We start from the raw sequence: 19,400 nt of genomic DNA, 5'->3' as shown, positions 1-19,400 counted from the left end.
TTGTTTTTCTGCTACTATTCACATTTTAGTTCATGATAGCAGAGTATTTTATACATCTAGTTCTGCTACCATCCTCTGTTGGCGCTAAGGTAGCAGAATACTTTGCTATTCTTTCTCTGCTACCATCCTCTGTTGGCGCTAAGGTAGCAGAATACTTTGCTATTCTTTCTCTGCTACCATCCTCTGTTGGCGCTAAAGTAGCAGAATACTGTGCTATTCTTTCTCTGCTACCATCCTCTGTTGGCGCTAAGGTAGCAGAATACTGTGCTCTTCTTTCTCTGCTACCATCCTCTGTTGGCGCTAAGGTAGCAGAATACTTTGCTATTCTTTCTCTGCTACCATCCTCTGTTGGCGCTAAGGTAGCAGAATACTGTGCTCTTCTTTCTCTGCTAATATCCTATGCTGGCGACAGGGTAGCAGAATACAAAATATCGAGTAATTTGCAAATAGTCTTTACATATTTACCAATTATATCTAGCGAAATTTATTACTGCAAGCAATTTGATTTTTGTTAAGTTATATCAGATATTCACATATTAGCTGCTCTGCTACAGCTGTGTTAAGTGCATAGTTTGATGTTTCAAAAGTAACAATTAATCTCTGCCCGGGCAAAATACCATTCTTAGTATATAAATCCACCTTTTTTATTGCCTTTTCTGCATATTCCGGATCATCCATTCTGCCGTCATGCTCCCAGTATATTTCTTTATGAGTCTTTTTACTTAAAAATGTAAAGTCCGGATAGACTATGCCATACCCTTTTAGCATCAATGGGCACTCATACTTATATTCTATTCCTCTGTCGTAAAACATATCAGCCAGAATTTTTTCAGATTTAGACCTCACGCGCTCGCCCTTTTTTGAATAGATTTCTATAGTACCTTCCTTAAATCCTTTTCCATTGTACGGAATAGATTTCCAACGTGACACTTTTTGCTCCCATGGTTCTTCGACCGGATTTATCAACGCTTTTCTTTTTGGGATCAGTCGATCATAAATCACAGCTATTTCTTCATCGGAGTAATCTTTGTTTAATGTCTGAATCTGTCTTAGTCTCTTATCAACTATCTTTTTGATTTTCTGATTATAAGTTTTTTGAGCTAACTCCCGAGCAAGTCCAATTTCTTCTTTTTTCAGATATTCTCCCTGCTTTTGAAATATTCCATTCTTTTCAGTACAATGCATATACTGTGTGAATTTGCCTGTTGATGATATTCTTAGACTTCCGCCCGGAACATTTTCAAGTTGTACGTCAACTATTTCCTTTATCTTTTCTAGTCTTGTCTCTTCGGCAGTCAAATATTCTTTTAGTCCTACCATATTTTTCATTTCCTCCTTTAAATTTTTCTGCTACCTTTCGTGATTGTTTCTGCAGTATCAGAATAAATTGCCATTCTTTCTCTGCTAACTATTAGGATTATCGCTACAGTAGCAGAACATTTTACTATTTCGGTTCTGCTACCCTTTGGGATTGTCTCTGCAGTAGCAAAACAGCTTGCTATTTCAGTTCTGCTACCTTCCGGGATTGTCTCTGCAGTAGCAGAACAGCTTGCCATTTCAGTTCTGCTACCTTCCGGGATTGTCTCTGCAGTAGCAGAACAGCTTGCTATTTCAGTTCTGCTACCTTCCGGGATTGTCGCTACAGTAGCAGAACATTTAACTATTTCGGTTCTGCTACCCTTTGGGATTGTCGCTACAGTAGCAGAACATTTTACTATTTCGGTTCTGCTACCTTCCGGGATTGTCTCTGCAGTAGCAGAACAGCTTGCCATTTCGGTTCTGCTACCTTCCGGGATTGTCTCTGCAGTAGCAGAACAGCTTGCCATTTCAGTTCTGCTACCATCTGAGAATTGAGTCATAGTAGCAGTAGTGCACCTGCTAATTAAACTCTTGAAATAAAGTTAAATATAAGTATGGGAATATAAGGCAGCTTATAGACTATATATCCTGCAGCCTCCATAGTTAACACGAAATTATCAAAGGTTTATCTGACGACAAACCGAGCTTATAATAATACATTTGCTAGCATGTGTCAATTTGCATTTATTTTATGATTGCATAAAAGTTTCTATTATCTGTTTATACAACATTTTGGGCTATTTAGGATGACATAGCGCATTCTTCTTTTTTATGACATAGCGCATTCTTCTTTTTGTGATGTAGCGCATTCTTCTTTTTGTGATGTAGCGCTGACATAGCGCATTCTTCTTTTTTGTTCCGTAGCGCTTTCTTCTTTTTTACTGTTGTTACAGTTTGTTAGCATCTAGTGTCTTGTCTGAATGACAATTTGTTTAATTACTTGTCTAATTCTCAATATGCATCGTCATCTTCAATCGCCGTAGCCACCGCTACGACTCATTCAGATTCCTAGCCTATTGAGAATGATACTTCGTAATTAAATCAAAAGTCATCCAGACAAAACACTAGCAATAACAAGCTTTTGGATTTCTCACGATTAATGCTATGATACTTATGCCGTTAACCCAGATAATATCACAAGCTTAATCACACTCCAGGTGAACCTTTATAGACGCAGGGATCAACATTAGTCCCAGCTAAGATTCTATTCAAATTAAAATATGCTCAATAGAAAAATCACATGCTAAGAGATCAAATGGATAAACACTAACTATATATAAAGCACAGAAAGGCAATGCCTATATGAAAATCAGCTATCACTTACCGGGACTGTTTGAGTTCTACGAATTATATAAATTGTTTTTACCACTTTTCAGAAATCACAGAGAGTATTTCTATGATTGGTGCGAGATTGGCTCGATATACGGTGCGCCGGGAGACTGCTTGTGGGGCGGCGGAAGAGTCGGCTTTGGAGAAGAAGCTCCGGAAAAAGTTGCCGGTCTTATGAATGAATATAATATTTCTGCGAGACTGACCTTCAGCAATTCACTTATTGAGGATAAGCACCTATCTGACAAAAGATGCAATTATCTTTGCTCATTGTTTGAAAAAAGCAGAAATGTGCAAAACGGGATAATCATATATTCTGATCTATTGCTTGAATATATTAAGGCCAGATATCCCGGCTTTTACTTTGTCTCTTCTACAACAAAAGTTCTTACGAATTTTAATGATTTGCAAACTGAATTAAACCGCAAGGATTTTCAATATGTTGTACCTGATTTCAGGCTTAATAAAAAAATGGATATGCTAAACTCTCTTACAGATCATCAGAAGCGAAAGGTAGAATTTTTATGCAATGAATGTTGCAGCTTTGAATGTACTGACCGAAAAAAATGCTATGAAAATGTCAGCAGAAAAAGTCTTGGAGAATATTGTGATGATCACATCTGTCATTCACCAAATGCAGGACGAGGCTATCGTTTTTCTGATGCCATGAAAAATCCCGGCTTTATTGGTATAGATGACATACAAAACTCCTACATGCCTGCCGGATTCACCAATTTCAAAATTGAAGGACGGAGCCTTGGCAGCGCAATAATATTAGAATTTCTGATCTATTATATGACTAAGCCGGAGTACGCTCTTAATGTTCGTGAAGAAATCTACCTGGACAGTATGTTGGATCTGTTTTAAAAAACTTAGGTTCCACCACTATCCCAATAGCCATAGCAAGCAGGCAAGAGTTTGATTCTGATATTTAAGATATGATATCCCGATATTACTAAAATCACTTTATGACAACCTTATTCTTGCCAGTATTCTTTGCCTCATAAAGAGCTTCATCAACACGCTTAAGTGTTTCGTAATAATCTCCGGTATATCCCGATACGCCTATGGAAACAGTGAAGGGTACAGGTATGTCTTTTGCATTTTCAATTTCAGTCCTGAACTGTTCCATGCGAGCGCAGGCATCATTTACGCTGCAGTTTCTAAAAATCAGTACAAATTCTTCCCCGCCATATCGTATAACATAGTCATCCTTATGGGTCTCATTATTCAGTTTCTGACCTATAAAGCAGAGAGCCAGGTCACCGGTATAATGACCGTTTTCATCATTAATCTTTTTAAAATCATCTATATCCAGCATAACCAATGTTATCGGTTCCCCCGGTTTTTGTATTTTTAATGAATTATCCTGAACTATTTTTTCCAGAAGGTGTCTGTTGTATACCATTGTCAGAGGATCAGTTATCATAGACATTTTAAGTTTCTGAGTAACTCTGTAGTGGTCCAGATAAAAAGCGGTCATAATATAATGAACGACCACAATGCCAATAATACAGGGAATTTCCAGTGAAAGAATCACATCATAGTTGGTGTAATGGTTAAAACTGTTGGTGATAATAATCTCGATTATGAACACAAATCCATTGATCAGAGTATCTATTGGTGTCGCTACAAATCCAATCACCATCCACAGAAGATTAACTACAATGATACCTGTAATGGAATTACTGTTGTCACTCAGATTGTAGGCTGCCCAGCTTGCAGCAATAACCATCCCCTGTCCAAGAAAAAAATCCATAAAAACAATTACACGGGCGCTTTCCCTTACATCTGTAACAACAAAAAAAATGGCGATAAATACCAGGATTGAAAGTCTTGGAATGAGTGTCGGAAGAGCGGATCCATTTATCATATAATCCGAATAGATAAAACATATGGTAGTCAAACATGCAACTATAAGGCTAAGTTCGACTATCCCCTGATAATAATCGCACTTATCCTTATAAAAATCGGCCTTTTCACTCGAGCTCATTGAATGTAAATCTCTCATTAATCCGGCAATCGTTCTGACACCTTTAATTATCCTCATATTTGATACCTCTGAATCATCAGCACAAATACTATATATATATTCTCTATTCTATCATACATACTGTATAATCAGTTTTCTGAGTCTATAACTTTATATAAAGAAATCTAATCACTTATTTTCCTGAATTATGATCGTCTGCTCATTTTCAGCACTACCATATATGCTTTCAGGTATTACGCCACCAAACTCCTCTTTTAAGTAATCAATAATGGCATCCGTTACATAGATTCCTGTATCGTAATGATCACTAGCGTTTTTAAACACTCCATAACCTCCGCCACCGGATGCGCAGTAATCATTTGTCACTATTGCATATGTATCATCTAATGAAAAAGGCTGTCCGTTTATTTCATGTATGGTAACTCTCCGGATTATGACAGGTCTATGGTAGTCTGATGTGGGATAAACTTCCCCTTCGGCAAAAGGGACTGTTGTATCAATTGTAAATTTAATCCCTGCTGTCTGAGGATAAGAACCGCACTCCTGTGGTATGCAAAAAGTAGATGCTTCAAGAGCTTCCAAAAGCTGCTCTCCTGTCAGGCAGACAACTGTAATTGTATTTGCGTATGGAAGAGCATCTATAAAATCATTCTTTGTGACATTACCTTTTCCAATACTTTTCTTTACCGAACCGCCGTTTATAACAGATACTACATGATCTTTTTGAACAGTTACAATACCATCTTCTCCGGTAATACTCCAAACCAGCGCATCTGTCACAAGATTCCCCATATTAGTCTCCTGTGTTCTGTTCCCGGGAGATCTATCCCCCACAAGATCGACTTCGCTTTCGACAACCACAATGCCATTTTCATCCTGAACTCTTTTTATTATTGAATTAATAGTAGCTTTTGCTGCAGGATCAGGCTCCAGAGCATTTTTAACGTTTTCAAAATCCAACAGATAATGATCTTCTATCGTTTTTTTCGCATCATCAATTATTACAACACCAATGTTTTGAAATTGCGCTCCGGTAGATGACACAGGCTCTCCATTTACTCCCTGCGTCATGACTGTATGCGAATGAGCGTCAAGCATAATATCCATACCTTTTGTATTTGCATATACATCCAAGCTCCTGTTTCCATCGATGGCTGACTCTTCTTTAACCCCCAGATGACTGAGGCATATTATAAGATCACTTCCCTGCGCCTTCAGTTCGTTTATCTGATTCTGAGCACAGTCATACATCTCTTTTCCCGATAAAAATTTTAGCCCTTCTACATAAACAGGCTTGACACCATGTGGCGTTTCAGGAGTAGCCAGACCAAAAAATCCCAGCTTTACGCCGGATTCAGTAACATAAATAGTATTGGGATCAGTAATAGAATCATTATTGGAATCATATATATCTGCGCAGATAATCCGAAAATCCGCAGAAGACAGATAAGCTTGCAAATTGTCAAAACCATAATCAAATTCATGATTACCAATCGTTGCAATATCATAACCAGCTGCGTTCATTGCATTAATGGCATCAAGCCCCTTATACGTACCCTGGCTATAGTCACCGGAATCCACCAGTATTACTTCAGCACCATCCTTTTGCAGCTTTTTCTTTAAAGCCGCTACATATGCATATCCCTCTATGGCACCATGCACATCATTTGAATGAAGGATTATTGTCTTGCCGGATAAATCATTCTGCACCTCGACAAATGCCCTGATGTCAGACTTTACATCATAGGCCCTGGAGGGGACTGATGAAAAACCTGTCAGGACAGAAATCACCAATGCTAAAATAAGAAATAATGATTTATTAACGCTATTTCCTGCCATAGAAAACATCCATATCAACCTTCCCTTCGGACTTGGCCACAAGAAGCGTTCCTGCCATATCTCCTGTAATATTGTTAACCGTACTAATCATATCGATAACAGAATATATGGGTATTAAAAGCCCCAACGCTTCCATCGGAATCCCTGCCTGTGCAATCACTATGCCCATGCAAACAATTCCGTTTCCCGGCACACCCGGAGAACTTAAAGATAAAAGAACTATCGTTATTACAAGTGGAAGAAGCTGAGATATTGAAATCTCCATTCCATACGCTCTCATTAAAAAGAGTATCCCTGAAGACAGAAAAATGCAGCATCCATCCATATTTAAGGTTGCACCAAGCGGTATTGTGAAATTACATAGTGAAGGAGCAATCCCCAATTTTTTTATACATGTTTCCAGATTGGTAGGCATTGCAGCAGAACTGGAGCTCAGTGCAAAGCTTGTAATCATGCTCTCCTTTATATTGAAATAAAATCTTATAGGATTTATTCTTCCAAGCACAAAGAGAATCACTCCATAAATACACATCATAACAAGCATAGTTAAAACTATTGTAACTGCCTCTGCCAGTACATTTTTTAAAACTCCCACACCTGAATCGATTATAATAAGAGATACTGAAGAAAATACAGCAAGTGGAATTAACTTAGTCACCAAGGTTGTCAGTGTTAAAAACAATGAATTACAGGCTTCGAAAATTCCCCGCAGCGTAACTGCATACTCTCCTATCATTCCCAAAACCACACCTATCAGGATAGCCAGAAACATTATCTGCAATGTATCATTTTTTACAAGCGGACTGACCAGATTGGCGGGCACAATATTAACTATAGTATCTATGATTGAAATATCCTCATTATCATAATCACTTGTATCCTGAACAGAAATATCTGTCTTTAATGCAAATCCCGCGTTCCCCGGTTTTATAAGTCTTGTGCCTGTAAACCCCAGAATAACAGCAAAAAATGTGGTCAATAGATAAAAAGCCATAATTTTAGCCGCAACTTTTCCAAGATCTGCTATATTCTTAAATTGTGAAATACAGGTAGTCAGTGAAAAGAAAATTACCGGCCCTATGACAATACCAAGGGCGTTCATAAACATTGTCCTGATTGGTTCAAAAATGTAATCCGATACCCCTTGTGCAACAAAATCCGGCACTAAGCTTTTAATCAGTAGCCCGCAAACGAGGCCTGCCAATATAGCAACAAGTATCGTATAAAGCGACTGCTTACCGGTTTTTTCCACAAGAATACGGAATTTATTGCAGTTATTATCATGGCTGTATTTATATCGTTCACCATAGGAGCGTAAAAAAATATTCCTTATGGCGTCTTCAACATGGTCCTCTTCTACTTCATAAAGGCCAATGTCTTTCTCTGAAGCTAGCTCGAAAGCCTCTCCTCTCATGCTAAGTTCCAGACTTGTATCTCCCAGAAAAGATGAAACACAGATATGCAATCTTGCACCATCATCAGCATATTTTGTAAGGAGTACAATGGTCTCCTCCGCTAAAAGCTCAGTCTTTAAAATGTATGATTTGGAAAGATTCTTTTTTTCCAAAAAGTCTCTTATGAATTTAAGAGCCTTTTCAAGATAATCTGATTCATCAGGCTTAATATACAGTCTTTTCATCAGCATCCTCCGAAAATAGCCACATTAACACCTGAATTAATCATACGATATATAGTACCTGCTAAGTATAAAAAAATGGTTAAATTTTTGTAATTTATGCATTCGACAGAACACGCCCCTTACAGCGCGAGGACCTGGCCTAGTACGATTGTTGCATTTCTGAGGAAATTCAATAATCAATAGTCTCCTGTGTATGTATCCTAAGTTGGTTTTATTCCGGCTTTTTAGTGAGATACAGCACATATGTGTCTTTGAAAATGATACGGTTACCTGCTTCAAGAACAGCTTCTCTTATGCCGTTGTAGAAATTGTCCCTGCAGTAATCCGGCAAAACTATGTGGTCGCAATGTGTTCCGCAAAAGGCAACGTACTCATCTGCGGTGAAGATGCGTTCACCGTAAAACTCACGTTTTTCAAAATCCACAAATCCATAGTTAACAGCATTTTCGTATTTAAAACCTCCATGCTTGTACTCTGTCTCAGGTTTGAAATACTCGTCATATACCTTTTGGATCTTATCAAAAAGCTCCTGGTTCGGAGTTTTATAATCGGCTTTAGTAAGCATCATTGCTAAAGTTCCGCCGGACTTTAGTAAATCAAAAGATTTTGAAAAAGCTATGTTCTCAGGGATCCACTGGATAGTTGCTGCGGAGTATATAAGATCATATTTTTCTTCTCCAAAATCGTGAGTAATAAAGTCATCATTAACAATATTGAAGTTGTCATAATGTCCGTACTTCTCAATCATTTTCTGAAAAAGGTGCTCTCCAAGCTCTATAGCATGATAGTCGCACCCGGTTCTCAAAACAGGTTCCGTTGACTGGCCGGTTCCCGGGCCAAGCTCAAGAACCGACTTGCCTCTGCCAATCTCTGCATAGCTTATCAGATCATCAAAAAGCTCCTTGCTATATCTTGGACGATACTTGTCAAACTGCTCCGGTATGGTATCAAACACTTTTCTGAATTCTGTTTCATAAGCCTTTTCTTTTCCCTGTGGCCCCATTTCATACCTATCCTCTCTTTATCGAATTAAGCTTTTGCTCTTTATTATCATATCTGCATTAACCACCATCATTCTGCACGTGAATTTTAATTATCTGCTTTCTCCAGATATGAATTTCTTGTACTCATTAAGTGCAGCATGTTCACGCCTGTAAAGCCCGTAGACTGCTATGTCTGAGCTGTGGTAGTCTTCATATTTTCCGAATATCTCCAGTGCCTTCTCAAGCGAAACCCATGCATTGGTGTATCCTGCCAGCATTTCTGCTTCTGTAAGGTGCTGCACTCCGGTATCTTCTATCATCTCGCATACAAAATAATGATTGATGTGCCTCCATACGTCAAAGAGCTCCTCAATATCCAGATATGCAGCTGTCGCCTTTGTCCTGTAGCCTGTCTCCTCCAGCATCTCGCGCTCGCAGCACTCGGCGTAGCCTTCATGCCCTTCCACTCCGCCGCCCGGAATTATGTACAATCCGCTCTGTGGCTCATGGCACAAAAGAACTTTTCCGTCCCTTACAAGTATTCCTCTGCAGGCATGGCGTATCTTCTCTATACGTCCAAGATAGTCGTCGTTTATAAGCTGCATCTGAACCGGAAAGCTGTCTTCAAACTCTTTTACCTGCTCACAGATTCTGTCCGAAACTTCACTTACAAATTTAAATATCATATCCGATTGATAATACTTATGCCCGGAAACATCAATAGGCTCGGGAAGATTGTACTGCACATCTATGAGATGTCTTTTCATCTTAGTCATACAGGAAGCTTTTACATAGTCCTCAAAATCTTCTTCCCCGGAACCCTCCAGAAGCTGCATTATATCGTCTCCGTCCTGGATATTCTGATAAAGCCATCTGTCTATCCTTGTTGACTCCGGATAGTACGCCTCTTTAAATCCATCATAGGTCATTGGCGGAATCATCTCTTTTTGCAGAGCACGCCAGATCAGCAGATCGTTCCAGTAATCCGTGAGGCAATGCACCACTATACCGATGTAGAATGCCTTTCGGATATTGTCATTTTCTTTAACCACATATTTATTCCAAAAGGCTTTTATATTTATGATCCAATTATCGTAGTTCTGCGTATCTCCCCATGGTCCGCAGTTTTCGAATAAATGGGAATGGATTTTTTTACTCAGATAATCCTCGTCAAAGTGCACCGAATCGGGCGCCACGCTGCCGAGAATATATTCAGCTCTCCCCTCTGTTATTTTCAGCCTGTCTATAAGTTTGTAGGCAATTACCATATGCGTAATCTGTCCTGCCATGTTGTTTTTCTCTCCTATCACTCTTTTGCCTGCTTAGGGCACTTTCTAATCGCCTTACATTTAGCGCTTTCCCCGCTTTAGTCACTTGCAAAACACCTGTCATTTAGCGCTTTCCCCGCTTTAGTTACTGGCAAATTACCTGACTTTTAATGCTTCCCCGCTTTAACAACCAGAAAGTCCGGCTTATGGAAAAGATCCTTATGCTCCGAAAATTTCTTTAGCAGTTCATCGTCAGGGAGCGGCTCTACAATTTTTCTATATTAAAACCTGCTTCTAACCTTCAAAGAATGTTTCGTTGTCAAATATATTCTGTTTAGCCATTTCATCCTCCTAAAAATATAAATCCACCTTAAGGGCTTCCCTAAGGAAAGAGTCAACAGTTTTTTCATTTTTCTCTAAGTATTATAGCAGGAAACGTTTTTTCAACTTTATCAATTCTTAATGAATATCTGAACAACATGATTGGAATATCCCATCAGGTCCGCTCTCTCTGCTGTTGCAATCAAGTACTGAATCCATTCATTATATGAGGCTTCGGACATATTGTTTACAGACTCTCTTATAACCTGTGACAGGCCATCCTGTGCAAATCTTGGTCCCTTTGATACAGGCAAAGTCTCTAGTACTTTATCGGTAAGTTCATCAATTGCAGATATGGTATGCAGCTGTATAGATGAGCCTGTATTATCAGTAACCAGCGCAGTATCTCTCTCATATCCTATTTCATTTATTTCTTCCGCAGGGTTTTCACTCTGGAAAATATATTCTATAAGCGGAGCATCCTGAAGAACAAAAGAGACAAATATTGGAGCACCTTTCTTTGCCACACGCGCAGCCTCTTTTATCGCCTTTACTCTTTGTTCAATACTTTCCAGATGATAAATTGGGCCAAGTTCAAGAACAAGATCATATACATCATTTGAAAAATCATGTAAATCCAGTGCATTTCCCAGCTTTACGCTTACATTTGACTTATCCTTGAATAGCTCCTTCATCCTTGCAACATTATCCGGATGCAGGTCTATGGCATCAATGTAAAATCCTTCCTCTGCCAAAGCCTGTGTATATGCACCGCATGCCTGCCATCAAGCATAATACTACCGCCTTTATTGGGATCTACAGTATACATTGCTCCCGTTTTTTGTGCGATTACAGACTCAGTGACATAATAAGAATTATCTCCGTCAAATATTCTGGTTACAACCGCCATTACCATTTGGAACACTACAAGTGCAAAGAATATTCCGTAAAAGATCTTGGTGTCTATGCTAAGGCTCTTTATATCAGGCTTTTTAAACACAGTCTTATTAAATCTGAAAATACCTGCCACAGAAAATAGCAGTACCACCAAAAGGCTCCATTTGAAGCACGTTTCAAATGCATAAGGCTTACTTGCAATTGTCATAATACATAAGATGGATATTATCTGAATAATACCCGAATAGATAAAAAAGCCAAGTAAAAAAGTAATTCCCGGGGTTCTAATTTCTTTTTTCAAAATTAATTTGAACAGTTGTCCTATACACATAGGTACTGTGAACATAAATATTACAAGTCTGAGTATAGATCATATTGTCATTGACATTCTTATATCTGCCCCTCACTAATGTCATGAACTTTTTTCATAGATTCCATATCCATAAGGCACACTGCTTTATTTGCCTTACCTGTATTTAGGATTTCCTCTGCCCTGTCAAATATCCAGAATTTTAAATGTATATCCGGAATCACAAGTACTTTCATTATTCAAAATCTCCTTCCAGCATTTATTTAGTGCTAAAGAAATCAATTATCTGCTTAACAGAAACCGGATAAAAACTGTTGGCCTCTCCCCCCCAACATCATATTAATGTTGACACTCTTCTTGAATCCGGTCACTTTTTGTAGCAATGCCAGAACTGGCTTCTTGCCTCAAGCACAAACTCACCGTCTTTTTCAATTTTATCTTCAAAATATGCAAGGAGCTTGTTCTCATATCCGGCAATAGCTTTCTCATGAGCCCTGTAGTAATCCTTCATCTTCTCCACGATTTCTTTTGCCTCAGTGTAATGCCAAAAATTAGGCAAAAGAACTGACTCCACCCTTGCAAAATATTTCTCCATCATGGAAATATACTGATTTCTCTTCTCTGTCTGACCAGCTATTGTTTCATCTATGAATGATGTGTCTTCACCTATAGCTTCAATAGCTTCTTTAAAGAGATTGTTCCAGTTTGCCACGTTAGCACCGTTGAAAGAAAACAGACCATCCTCTGCGACTGCCTTGCCGGCATGTGCCACGATAGTTTCGATATCTTTTATCTCAGAATCAAGATAATGAGCTATAACTACGTCATATTCGCCGTTTTCATCAATCTTGTCCCAGGTCTTCTCATCCTCAAGATTCGCAAATTCAAGCTTAATGTCTACGCCTTCAGGCAGTTTATCTTTGTTCTCAGGAATGAACTTTGCAAAATCATCTGCCCAGCTGCCGTGAATATCATACCCTGTAATCTTTGTTCCCTTGGGAATTTCAGTCCAATTGTTTCTCCAGAGCTTAGCGTATCCACATCCCAGATCAAGAACTCTTTTTCCATCTTTAAGATCAAGAGAATTGAAGATTCTCACATACCAGTCAAGTTCTCCGCTTGTATGCTTAAGCGCATCCCAGTGGCGCTCATCAGCAGACTGGTCAGCACTTACATACTGTACGATTTCGGCAACATCATCCCAGTCAAGCTCTTCCTTTCGTGCCAAAGTTCTTTTAATTGTGTCAGTGATCTTCTCCAGTTGATATTTCTTTTCCTCCATCTTCTGAAGCTGAATTTCCAACGCGCCATTAATGTCACTGGCTTCACCACTCTTTAGATTATCTCTGATTTCTTCCAGGGAAAATCCTATCTGCTTAAGTGCCACAATCTTTTCCAAAATCTGCAGTGCTGCGTCATCGTAAAGACGATAGTTACCTTCAGAGTATTCGGTGGGTTTAAGCAGCCCCTTTTCATCATAAAGACGAATTGCCTTCTGTGATACTCCCGCTTTCTTTGCCATTTCTCCTGATGTCATTTTCTTTTCCATTTTTGGAACCTCCTTATTTGTTTATAAAACCACCTTAAGGGATTCCCTAAGGGAAGAGTCAACAGGCTTTTCAATTTTCTCTATGTATTATAACAGGAAATTATCAATCATTTTCTTTATTGTTCTGTCATTAAGCCAGGTGTTACCAGAGCCTGGCTATTGATGTTCAGATTCATACAGATCCCCCCTTTGCTCATTATATCAGCAAAGACAGCCTAATCTGTGTCCACTTTCCGGGGACCATTTTAATATGCTATAATATGCTGGTATTTTCCGTATTAAACCTTATTTTCTTAAGAGTGAGGAACCTATGATCAGAAATAACGATTTTACTCTTGAATATATTGGCGACACTCCTTGTCTGCTAACGCATGGTCAAAGCGCAGCAGATAGGAAGAAAAGCTTATTTCTAAATGATACCGGTGTTTTTATCTGGAATTTACTCTCCAAAGATCTGACAATTGAAGAAATCTTTGATAGTTGCTATGAACACTTTGAGATAGACGAGGCAGATCGCCCTGACGCAAAGCGTTCCATTCAAAGCTTTATGGATTCCCTTTGTTATTCAGGAATGGTTATAGATACTGATTTTTATAAAAAGCTTAAACTCAAGAAATATGTCAGCATGAATATTGCCGGTATCTGCGTAAATCTGTTCGGCAAGGAAGAACTGTTTGATGATAGCTTTATGTCTTTTGCTGATGATGAATACGCTTGCTCTGCTGATAAAACCCAGAATATTTATGTCTATCATATTGCACCTGTAATACATAAATCCGGTGAACTGATCATTCGTGATAAAGAGGTATCCGTCATAAAAACGTGTGATAAATATATTCTTATTTTCCCGTTATGGGAGCATGTTGACGAGCTTCATATATCACCGGACGGACAGAAGGTATCTGTTTTTGTTAAAGATACTTATAATGCCAAGGAAGAAGTATTCTGGGCTATTCGTCACGCTTTCCTTTATATGGCAAGAATCCATAACTTATTTGCCATACATTCGGTTTCCGTAGAGTATGATCACAAGGCTCTTCTCTTTTCTGCCGGATCCGGAATCGGCAAAAGTACACATGCAGCGCTTTGGAATAGGTTGTACGGCGTAAGACAGATCAACGGCGATTTGAATCTATTGGGAAAAGGTGATGATGGCAAAATATATGCGTATGGCATGCCATGGTGTGGAACTTCAGGAATCTATGATGCTAAAGACTATGAGCTTAAAGGAATAGTACTGCTTCGTCAGGATCCCAAGAATTTTGTAAGTCATTTGCAGCCGGAAGCCAAAGCTCTGGCTATTATGAACCGAATCATCTCTCCGATGTGGAATAGTGAGATGTCCTTAAGCGTTATTCGCTTCGCGCAGGAAGTTAGCGATGACTATCCTGTATGGAATTACAGCTGCAACACCTCAGATGATGCAGCTGCATTCATAAAGTCCCAAATCGATAGTACAACAGCTTAAGTATTCAGGCGATGCTTTCCATCTCGCTGATTTCCTCATCAGATAACTTACAACAGTTGCCATTTCTGATAGCATATACTCTATCGCATTGTTTTAATACTGAAGGTCTATGTGTAGTAATAATAGTGGTCCTAGGATATTCATCTGCCATGATATTCTTAAGGACCTCTTTTTCTGTCCATACATCAAGAGCAGAGGTTGCTTCATCCAGAAGAAGTATAGGCGACTGTCTAAGGATTGCTCTGGCAATAGACAACCTCTGGGCCTGTCCCTCTGAAAAGCCACTGCCGTGCTCTCCCATCTCACTGTTTATGCCTTCAGGAAGTTTCTTGACAAAGTCCCACGCACAAGCCATTTTCAGGGCTTTGATGATCTCGTCATCCGTTGCATCCTTTTTTACATTTCTCATATTTTGAGCTATAGTTCCCGAGAACATTGTATTTCCTTGTGGAACATATGCAAAAAGACTTCTCGTTGCAGCTGTTGCATAGAGACTATCTTCAAGTTCCCCATCACCGGTCGTTATACGCACCTGTCCCTCACCGGGCCTTATTATAGCAAGAAGTAGTCTTAGCATAGTTGTCTTTCCTTCGCCTGAAGGTCCGACAAATGCAACTGTCTCATGAGGATTAGCATTAAATTCAGCCTTGGAAAAGACATTTTCTGCACCTTCGTAAGCAACTGACACGTTCCTGGCTTCTACTCCTATTCCCTTACCTGCATGCGCCTGCCCAAATCTTTCAACCTCTTCGGCATTGGAATAATCATCTCTTGGAAGGTCCAATATGCTTTTAACTCGATCAGCTGAGTTAAACAAGCTAAGAGACGTTGGTACAAAACTGATAAGATTAGAAACTGAACCTGTAAGAGAACTTGAAAGGCCTATAAACATGGTCATTGTTCCGTATGTGATAGCTCCGCTCCAAACCTTGTATACGCCCCATGCCTGTGCAGAGTAGGATACAAGCATAGATACAAATGTCAGTATAAAAGTATTGAGCATTGATATCTTCTGGTACTTAAGCGTAGCTTCTGAATATCCTTTTTGTATTTCTTTTAGCCTGTCTATGTGATATGACAGCATATCAAAAGCTTTTATTGTCTGAATATTCGAGAAGGTCTCCTGATGAAAACCGTTCATTCTAGCGGATGCTGACATAGTTCCCATTCCTCTCTTTCTCATCATCTTCATAGAAAAGCGCGAACTGATCAGTGTTATCGGGATGCTGGCAAGCGCAAAAATAGCGAATGTCCAATCGTATATGCAAACCATATATAAAGCGGATGCAAATCTGAAAATATAGATTATAAGGTTTGGTACAAGTGTCAAAATTCCTGATGCAATATTGGAAGCGTCACTTCCGCATCTCATAACAAGGTCACCGGAATGATATTTAGATAGGGATTGCCAATCCGTTCGTAATATTCCTTCAAAAATCTGCGCCTTTATCTCATTATTAACCTTAAGACTGATTTTGGTGGAAAGGTAACTTGATATCTGCGAAACACAAGTATTCACTACTGTAAGTACAATCATGATTATAAATGTGCGCAAAAGTTCCCCTGTGCGATGTCCTGTGATTATATCTACCAGGTCTCGTGAATTAAGGCTTGTAAAAAGGCCAAGTATTATTCCGGTCATGCCAAGTAAAGTGTATATTACAATAGCGGGTATATGGTTTATTGCATATCCATATATCCACTTGAATATCAATAGCTTGTCTTTTAGCTTTCCTTCCTTAATTTTGTTGAAATAATATCTTATCTTCCCCATATCGTAAAAAAAGCACCACGTTAATATGTGGTGCTCCATAAAAATCTTTAATAATTAGTTAAGAGGCCGTACATCTCTTATTCTAAGTTCACTCATTGTACCACTTGTACCTGATTCACGAATAGAACCGCCTTCAACAACAACTTGGAACATGAAATCTGTCCATTCGTTAGCATTAAGATGTCTATCAACATCAATACGCCAAGATGTATCAGATTCTTTTGTTATTGAATACTCAGAACTTCCAAAGCTCCTAATTGGTACTATTGAATCAATATAGATACTGAATCTCTCACAAACCTCATTTAATGGATTCTGGAAGTGTACTCTGACGTCTGTATGAGATCCGCCATTGTTGTTATCATCATTAAGCCATGCGCTGGGTGGATTCGGAACAGGAGTTCCACTTCCGCCAAAAACACCTTCAGCCGTAAATTCGATACCAAGTTCCATTAACTTTGGAGCTTCATAAGTCTTCATTATATACCCCCATTAAAATAGATTTTATATCATCCATTTTCATTTTTGATAGTGAAATTATAAATTAATTATAAAATAATTATTAACAAATAACAATTAAATATCGATAATCTAACAAAATTGAAAGATTGTTATTCCTTAAGAAATTTCCTTGTCAGTCGTCTTTGTTAAAAGCACGACGGTTTCGATTTGTGAACCATACGAGTTCAAAACCTTTACCGACATGTTGCAGCGCTACTCTGATCTCTGCAAGCCGGTTTCCTCTGCAAAACCAACTAATGGCAGCATAATAAGAAATCCTAATGGCATCATATACAAGGCGCACCGTTATGTTCGCCGAAAAGAATGGCAAATACTACCATTTTCTAATGCCATCATCTTCTTTGGATTTGGAGCATTATACTAAAGTTATATTCCATTGATTTACTTTGACTGTATTGAACAAATCCTCATCTTATTGTTTATCGTCAGAACGCCCCACGCCTTCCTGTTTACGGGAGATGCCGGCGGAATGAATACACCCTCTCTTATAGTGTTGCTCTCTGCTCTTCCAAGGTTCGTGATACAATGGCCGTCGCGCTTTTCATAACCGAACATCTTGCTGCCGACAAATCTGCCGGCCTTGCTCTCAAAACTTCCAAGAGTCTATATAGCTATGGCATATTTTTCAGTAACATAGTAATTTATTATGGAATAATCCTTGTGAAGCTTTTCAACATTGCCCGGAATCATGGGATTCCAGCGGTACTTGTCATATACAAAGTGCCTGTAGCATATGTCCTGAACAAGGTGAAGATAATAACCAAGATATAAGTCGTCCTGCCTCATCAGCTCTTCGAACTTATCTCTGAATAATTCGAAATCATAAGACTTTTTATTGCGTCCCCAAATATACTTGTTTAAATGACCTGCTTTACCTTTGCCTGCATCAGGAAGAATAGTTCCAAACTTTAGTCTGTTTTCATCCTTAAAGGCATGGTGCTTTATAAGCTCGTTAGTAACTGCCAGATGTATAATACTTGATGCCATTGTTTCCCCTTGTCCAACTAGTCAGCTAATATACTTTGAAATCATGCCTTTAATAATCCTATCATTTAGCACATTTCCTGAAGATTCAAAAGATACTATTAAATTATCCCCTGGAAAATAGCCATTTGCAATATATGAGTTGATCTTTCTTACAGCTTTTTCTGCATATTTGGGATCATCCATTCTGCCATCATGCTCCCAGTATATTTCTTTTCCATCTCTTTTCCTAAGAATTGTGAAATCGGGATATACAATTCCTACTCCCTTAAGATTCAATGGACATTCGTATTTGTACTCGATACCCAGATCACAGAATATGTCAGCTATTATCTTTTCAGATTTAGAGCGGACTCTTTCCCCTTTCTTGCTGTAGATTTCAGGCATGCCAGGTGTAACCCCTTTTCCTACATACGGAGTATTCTTCCATTCGGCAAGTCTTTGTTCCCATGGGATTTCTACCGGCTGTATCAAAGCTTTCCTTATAGGATGGAGTTTGTTATAGATTTTTTCTATCTCGTTGTCTTCATATTCTTCAGTAAACTTGTCCAACTGCTTTAAGCGCCTGTCTACAAGTTTTTGAACTTTCTGGTCGTAAGATTTTTGAGCGAGGCGATAGGCAAGTTGCTTATCATCTTTCTTTATGTAAATCAGTTTCTTCTTCGCTTCTATGCTTTGTTTGAATTGTGTACAGTTATTTGATGTTGATATCCTTAGCGCCCCTTCAGGCACTTCAATAAGTCTGTTATCTAAGACAGATTTAATCCTTATCAAGCGGTTCTTCTCTATTTCTAATAATTCTTTTAGTCCATTCATCTACTAATTATTTCCTTTGCTATTTTTTCTCTTTTTTTACTTTTATAGCACTCATTACGGTCTCTTTTGGCATTATCTACTTTTTCAGCAGTAACATTATCCCGGCCGTTACGGTCTTTCTAAATATTTATCCAATTCCGCCAGTAGTAATTGCACACCAATTACGGCCGCCTCTTACCAAAGTGTATTTATCGACAGTAGTGCCAAGGATCTCATTACGGTCAGTATCATCAAAATGTAAATACCGCACGTAGTAAACATTCTTTACCTACTGTCGATTTCCACACATATCATTTTTCTGCCGTAACCGCCTCACAAACATTACGATCCAATTTGAAAAGACTATTAA

General features: G+C 38.8%; 19 protein-coding genes. 3 read left to right on the top strand and 16 right to left on the bottom strand.

Annotation, left to right across the window (positions count from 1 at the left end; translation table 11 throughout):
• Positions 1-32 precede the first annotated feature (32 nt).
• Positions 33-515 carry a hypothetical protein gene (locus ACHCNF_RS16010; RefSeq protein ID WP_408070740.1) on the top strand — a complete coding sequence of 161 codons (483 nt, stop codon included), beginning with the start codon at positions 33-35 and terminating at the stop codon, positions 513-515.
• 1 nt (position 516) lies between these two features.
• Here the strand turns inward: ACHCNF_RS16010 and ACHCNF_RS16005 are convergent, their stop codons facing one another.
• Both ACHCNF_RS16005 and ACHCNF_RS16000 read right to left on the bottom strand, forming a co-directional pair.
• Positions 517-1,320 carry a hypothetical protein gene (locus ACHCNF_RS16005; RefSeq protein ID WP_408070739.1) on the bottom strand — a complete coding sequence of 268 codons (804 nt, stop codon included), beginning with the start codon at positions 1,318-1,320 and terminating at the stop codon, positions 517-519.
• A gap of 17 nt (positions 1,321-1,337) precedes the next feature.
• The gene (locus ACHCNF_RS16000; RefSeq protein WP_408070738.1) at positions 1,338-1,859 is read right to left on the bottom strand and encodes a hypothetical protein; all 522 of its coding nucleotides are present in this window, start codon (positions 1,857-1,859) and stop codon (positions 1,338-1,340) included.
• A gap of 802 nt (positions 1,860-2,661) precedes the next feature.
• On the opposite strand from ACHCNF_RS16000, the gene ACHCNF_RS15995 reads away from it, so the two are divergent.
• The gene (locus ACHCNF_RS15995; RefSeq protein ID WP_408070737.1) at positions 2,662-3,555 is read left to right on the top strand and encodes a hypothetical protein; all 894 of its coding nucleotides are present in this window, start codon (positions 2,662-2,664) and stop codon (positions 3,553-3,555) included.
• Between the two features lie 94 nt (positions 3,556-3,649).
• Here the strand turns inward: ACHCNF_RS15995 and ACHCNF_RS15990 are convergent, their stop codons facing one another.
• The 9 genes from ACHCNF_RS15990 to ACHCNF_RS15950 all read right to left on the bottom strand — a co-directional run bounded on the left by ACHCNF_RS15990 (position 3,650) and on the right by ACHCNF_RS15950 (position 13,487).
• A complete protein-coding gene (locus tag ACHCNF_RS15990; RefSeq protein WP_408070736.1) occupies positions 3,650-4,738 on the bottom strand; it encodes a GGDEF domain-containing protein in 1,089 nt (362 codons plus the stop codon).
• Positions 4,739-4,849: 111 nt separating this feature from the next.
• Positions 4,850-6,520: a bifunctional metallophosphatase/5'-nucleotidase gene (locus ACHCNF_RS15985; protein WP_408070735.1), complete on the bottom strand. Its 1,671-nt coding sequence runs from the start codon at positions 6,518-6,520 to the stop codon at positions 4,850-4,852.
• Positions 6,507-8,159: a dicarboxylate/amino acid:cation symporter gene (locus tag ACHCNF_RS15980; RefSeq protein ID WP_408070734.1), complete on the bottom strand. Its 1,653-nt coding sequence runs from the start codon at positions 8,157-8,159 to the stop codon at positions 6,507-6,509. Before ACHCNF_RS15980 ends, ACHCNF_RS15985 begins: the two co-directional genes overlap by 14 nt.
• 211 nt (positions 8,160-8,370) lie before the next feature.
• A complete protein-coding gene (locus ACHCNF_RS15975; RefSeq protein WP_408070733.1) occupies positions 8,371-9,162 on the bottom strand; it encodes a methyltransferase domain-containing protein in 792 nt (263 codons plus the stop codon).
• Positions 9,163-9,252: 90 nt separating this feature from the next.
• Entirely contained in the window at positions 9,253-10,431 is a 1,179-nt protein-coding gene (locus ACHCNF_RS15970) for an NUDIX domain-containing protein (protein ID WP_408070732.1), read from the bottom strand.
• A 431-nt stretch (positions 10,432-10,862) separates the two neighbouring features.
• Positions 10,863-11,486 carry a class I SAM-dependent methyltransferase gene (locus tag ACHCNF_RS15965; protein WP_408070731.1) on the bottom strand — a complete coding sequence of 208 codons (624 nt, stop codon included), beginning with the start codon at positions 11,484-11,486 and terminating at the stop codon, positions 10,863-10,865.
• The gene (locus tag ACHCNF_RS15960) at positions 11,453-11,959 is read right to left on the bottom strand and encodes a DUF6077 domain-containing protein (RefSeq protein WP_408072255.1); all 507 of its coding nucleotides are present in this window, start codon (positions 11,957-11,959) and stop codon (positions 11,453-11,455) included. Before ACHCNF_RS15960 ends, ACHCNF_RS15965 begins: the two co-directional genes overlap by 34 nt.
• A gap of 59 nt (positions 11,960-12,018) precedes the next feature.
• Positions 12,019-12,174 (bottom strand): hypothetical protein, encoded by a 156-nt coding sequence (locus tag ACHCNF_RS15955; protein ID WP_408070730.1) that lies wholly within the window; start codon positions 12,172-12,174, stop codon positions 12,019-12,021.
• Between the two features lie 131 nt (positions 12,175-12,305).
• Positions 12,306-13,487, bottom strand: a complete 1,182-nt coding sequence (locus ACHCNF_RS15950; protein WP_408070729.1) for a MerR family transcriptional regulator — start codon at positions 13,485-13,487, stop codon at positions 12,306-12,308.
• A gap of 310 nt (positions 13,488-13,797) precedes the next feature.
• On the opposite strand from ACHCNF_RS15950, the gene ACHCNF_RS15945 reads away from it, so the two are divergent.
• Positions 13,798-14,955: a PqqD family protein gene (locus ACHCNF_RS15945; RefSeq protein WP_408070728.1), complete on the top strand. Its 1,158-nt coding sequence runs from the start codon at positions 13,798-13,800 to the stop codon at positions 14,953-14,955.
• Positions 14,956-14,959: 4 nt separating this feature from the next.
• On the opposite strand, the gene ACHCNF_RS15940 is transcribed toward ACHCNF_RS15945, so the two are convergent.
• The 5 genes from ACHCNF_RS15940 to ACHCNF_RS15920 form a co-directional block, all read right to left on the bottom strand.
• The gene (locus tag ACHCNF_RS15940) at positions 14,960-16,729 is read right to left on the bottom strand and encodes an ABC transporter ATP-binding protein (protein WP_408070727.1); all 1,770 of its coding nucleotides are present in this window, start codon (positions 16,727-16,729) and stop codon (positions 14,960-14,962) included.
• A 54-nt stretch (positions 16,730-16,783) separates the two neighbouring features.
• On the bottom strand, positions 16,784-17,209 hold the full coding sequence (locus tag ACHCNF_RS15935) for a hypothetical protein (RefSeq protein ID WP_408070726.1): 426 nt from the start codon (positions 17,207-17,209) through the stop codon (positions 16,784-16,786).
• A 423-nt stretch (positions 17,210-17,632) separates the two neighbouring features.
• Positions 17,633-17,806, bottom strand: coding sequence for a hypothetical protein (locus ACHCNF_RS15930; protein ID WP_408070725.1), 174 nt, complete (start codon positions 17,804-17,806; stop codon positions 17,633-17,635).
• A gap of 48 nt (positions 17,807-17,854) precedes the next feature.
• Complete coding sequence (locus ACHCNF_RS15925; RefSeq protein WP_408070724.1) at positions 17,855-18,238, bottom strand: hypothetical protein; 384 nt, start codon at positions 18,236-18,238, stop codon at positions 17,855-17,857.
• Positions 18,239-18,259: 21 nt separating this feature from the next.
• The gene (locus tag ACHCNF_RS15920; protein WP_408070723.1) at positions 18,260-19,051 is read right to left on the bottom strand and encodes a hypothetical protein; all 792 of its coding nucleotides are present in this window, start codon (positions 19,049-19,051) and stop codon (positions 18,260-18,262) included.
• Positions 19,052-19,400 lie beyond the last annotated feature (349 nt).

This window comes from Butyrivibrio sp. NATIVEDY162, from assembly GCF_045999815.1.
GTDB lineage: Bacteria > Bacillota > Clostridia > Lachnospirales > Lachnospiraceae > Butyrivibrio.
This window is presented reverse-complemented; position numbering and strand designations above follow the sequence as displayed.

Coding starts and splice junctions, on each gene's coding strand:
- ACHCNF_RS15975 (WP_408070733.1), bottom strand. CDS start 9,162: ATGGGGCCACAGGGAAAAGAAAAGGCTTATGAAACAGAATTCAGAAAA.
- ACHCNF_RS15945 (WP_408070728.1), top strand. CDS start 13,798: ATGATCAGAAATAACGATTTTACTCTTGAATATATTGGCGACACTCCT.
- ACHCNF_RS15920 (WP_408070723.1), bottom strand. CDS start 19,051: ATGAATGGACTAAAAGAATTATTAGAAATAGAGAAGAACCGCTTGATA.
- ACHCNF_RS15995 (WP_408070737.1), top strand. CDS start 2,662: ATGAAAATCAGCTATCACTTACCGGGACTGTTTGAGTTCTACGAATTA.
- ACHCNF_RS15955 (WP_408070730.1), bottom strand. CDS start 12,174: ATGAAAGTACTTGTGATTCCGGATATACATTTAAAATTCTGGATATTT.
- ACHCNF_RS15935 (WP_408070726.1), bottom strand. CDS start 17,209: ATGAAGACTTATGAAGCTCCAAAGTTAATGGAACTTGGTATCGAATTT.
- ACHCNF_RS15990 (WP_408070736.1), bottom strand. CDS start 4,738: ATGAGGATAATTAAAGGTGTCAGAACGATTGCCGGATTAATGAGAGAT.
- ACHCNF_RS16005 (WP_408070739.1), bottom strand. CDS start 1,320: ATGGTAGGACTAAAAGAATATTTGACTGCCGAAGAGACAAGACTAGAA.
- ACHCNF_RS16010 (WP_408070740.1), top strand. CDS start 33: ATGATAGCAGAGTATTTTATACATCTAGTTCTGCTACCATCCTCTGTT.
- ACHCNF_RS15970 (WP_408070732.1), bottom strand. CDS start 10,431: ATGGCAGGACAGATTACGCATATGGTAATTGCCTACAAACTTATAGAC.
- ACHCNF_RS15960 (WP_408072255.1), bottom strand. CDS start 11,959: ATGTGTATAGGACAACTGTTCAAATTAATTTTGAAAAAAGAAATTAGA.
- ACHCNF_RS15985 (WP_408070735.1), bottom strand. CDS start 6,520: ATGGCAGGAAATAGCGTTAATAAATCATTATTTCTTATTTTAGCATTG.
- ACHCNF_RS15940 (WP_408070727.1), bottom strand. CDS start 16,729: ATGGGGAAGATAAGATATTATTTCAACAAAATTAAGGAAGGAAAGCTA.
- ACHCNF_RS15950 (WP_408070729.1), bottom strand. CDS start 13,487: ATGGAAAAGAAAATGACATCAGGAGAAATGGCAAAGAAAGCGGGAGTA.
- ACHCNF_RS16000 (WP_408070738.1), bottom strand. CDS start 1,859: ATGACTCAATTCTCAGATGGTAGCAGAACTGAAATGGCAAGCTGTTCT.
- ACHCNF_RS15930 (WP_408070725.1), bottom strand. CDS start 17,806: ATGTTCGGTTATGAAAAGCGCGACGGCCATTGTATCACGAACCTTGGA.
- ACHCNF_RS15980 (WP_408070734.1), bottom strand. CDS start 8,159: ATGAAAAGACTGTATATTAAGCCTGATGAATCAGATTATCTTGAAAAG.
- ACHCNF_RS15925 (WP_408070724.1), bottom strand. CDS start 18,238: ATGGCATCAAGTATTATACATCTGGCAGTTACTAACGAGCTTATAAAG.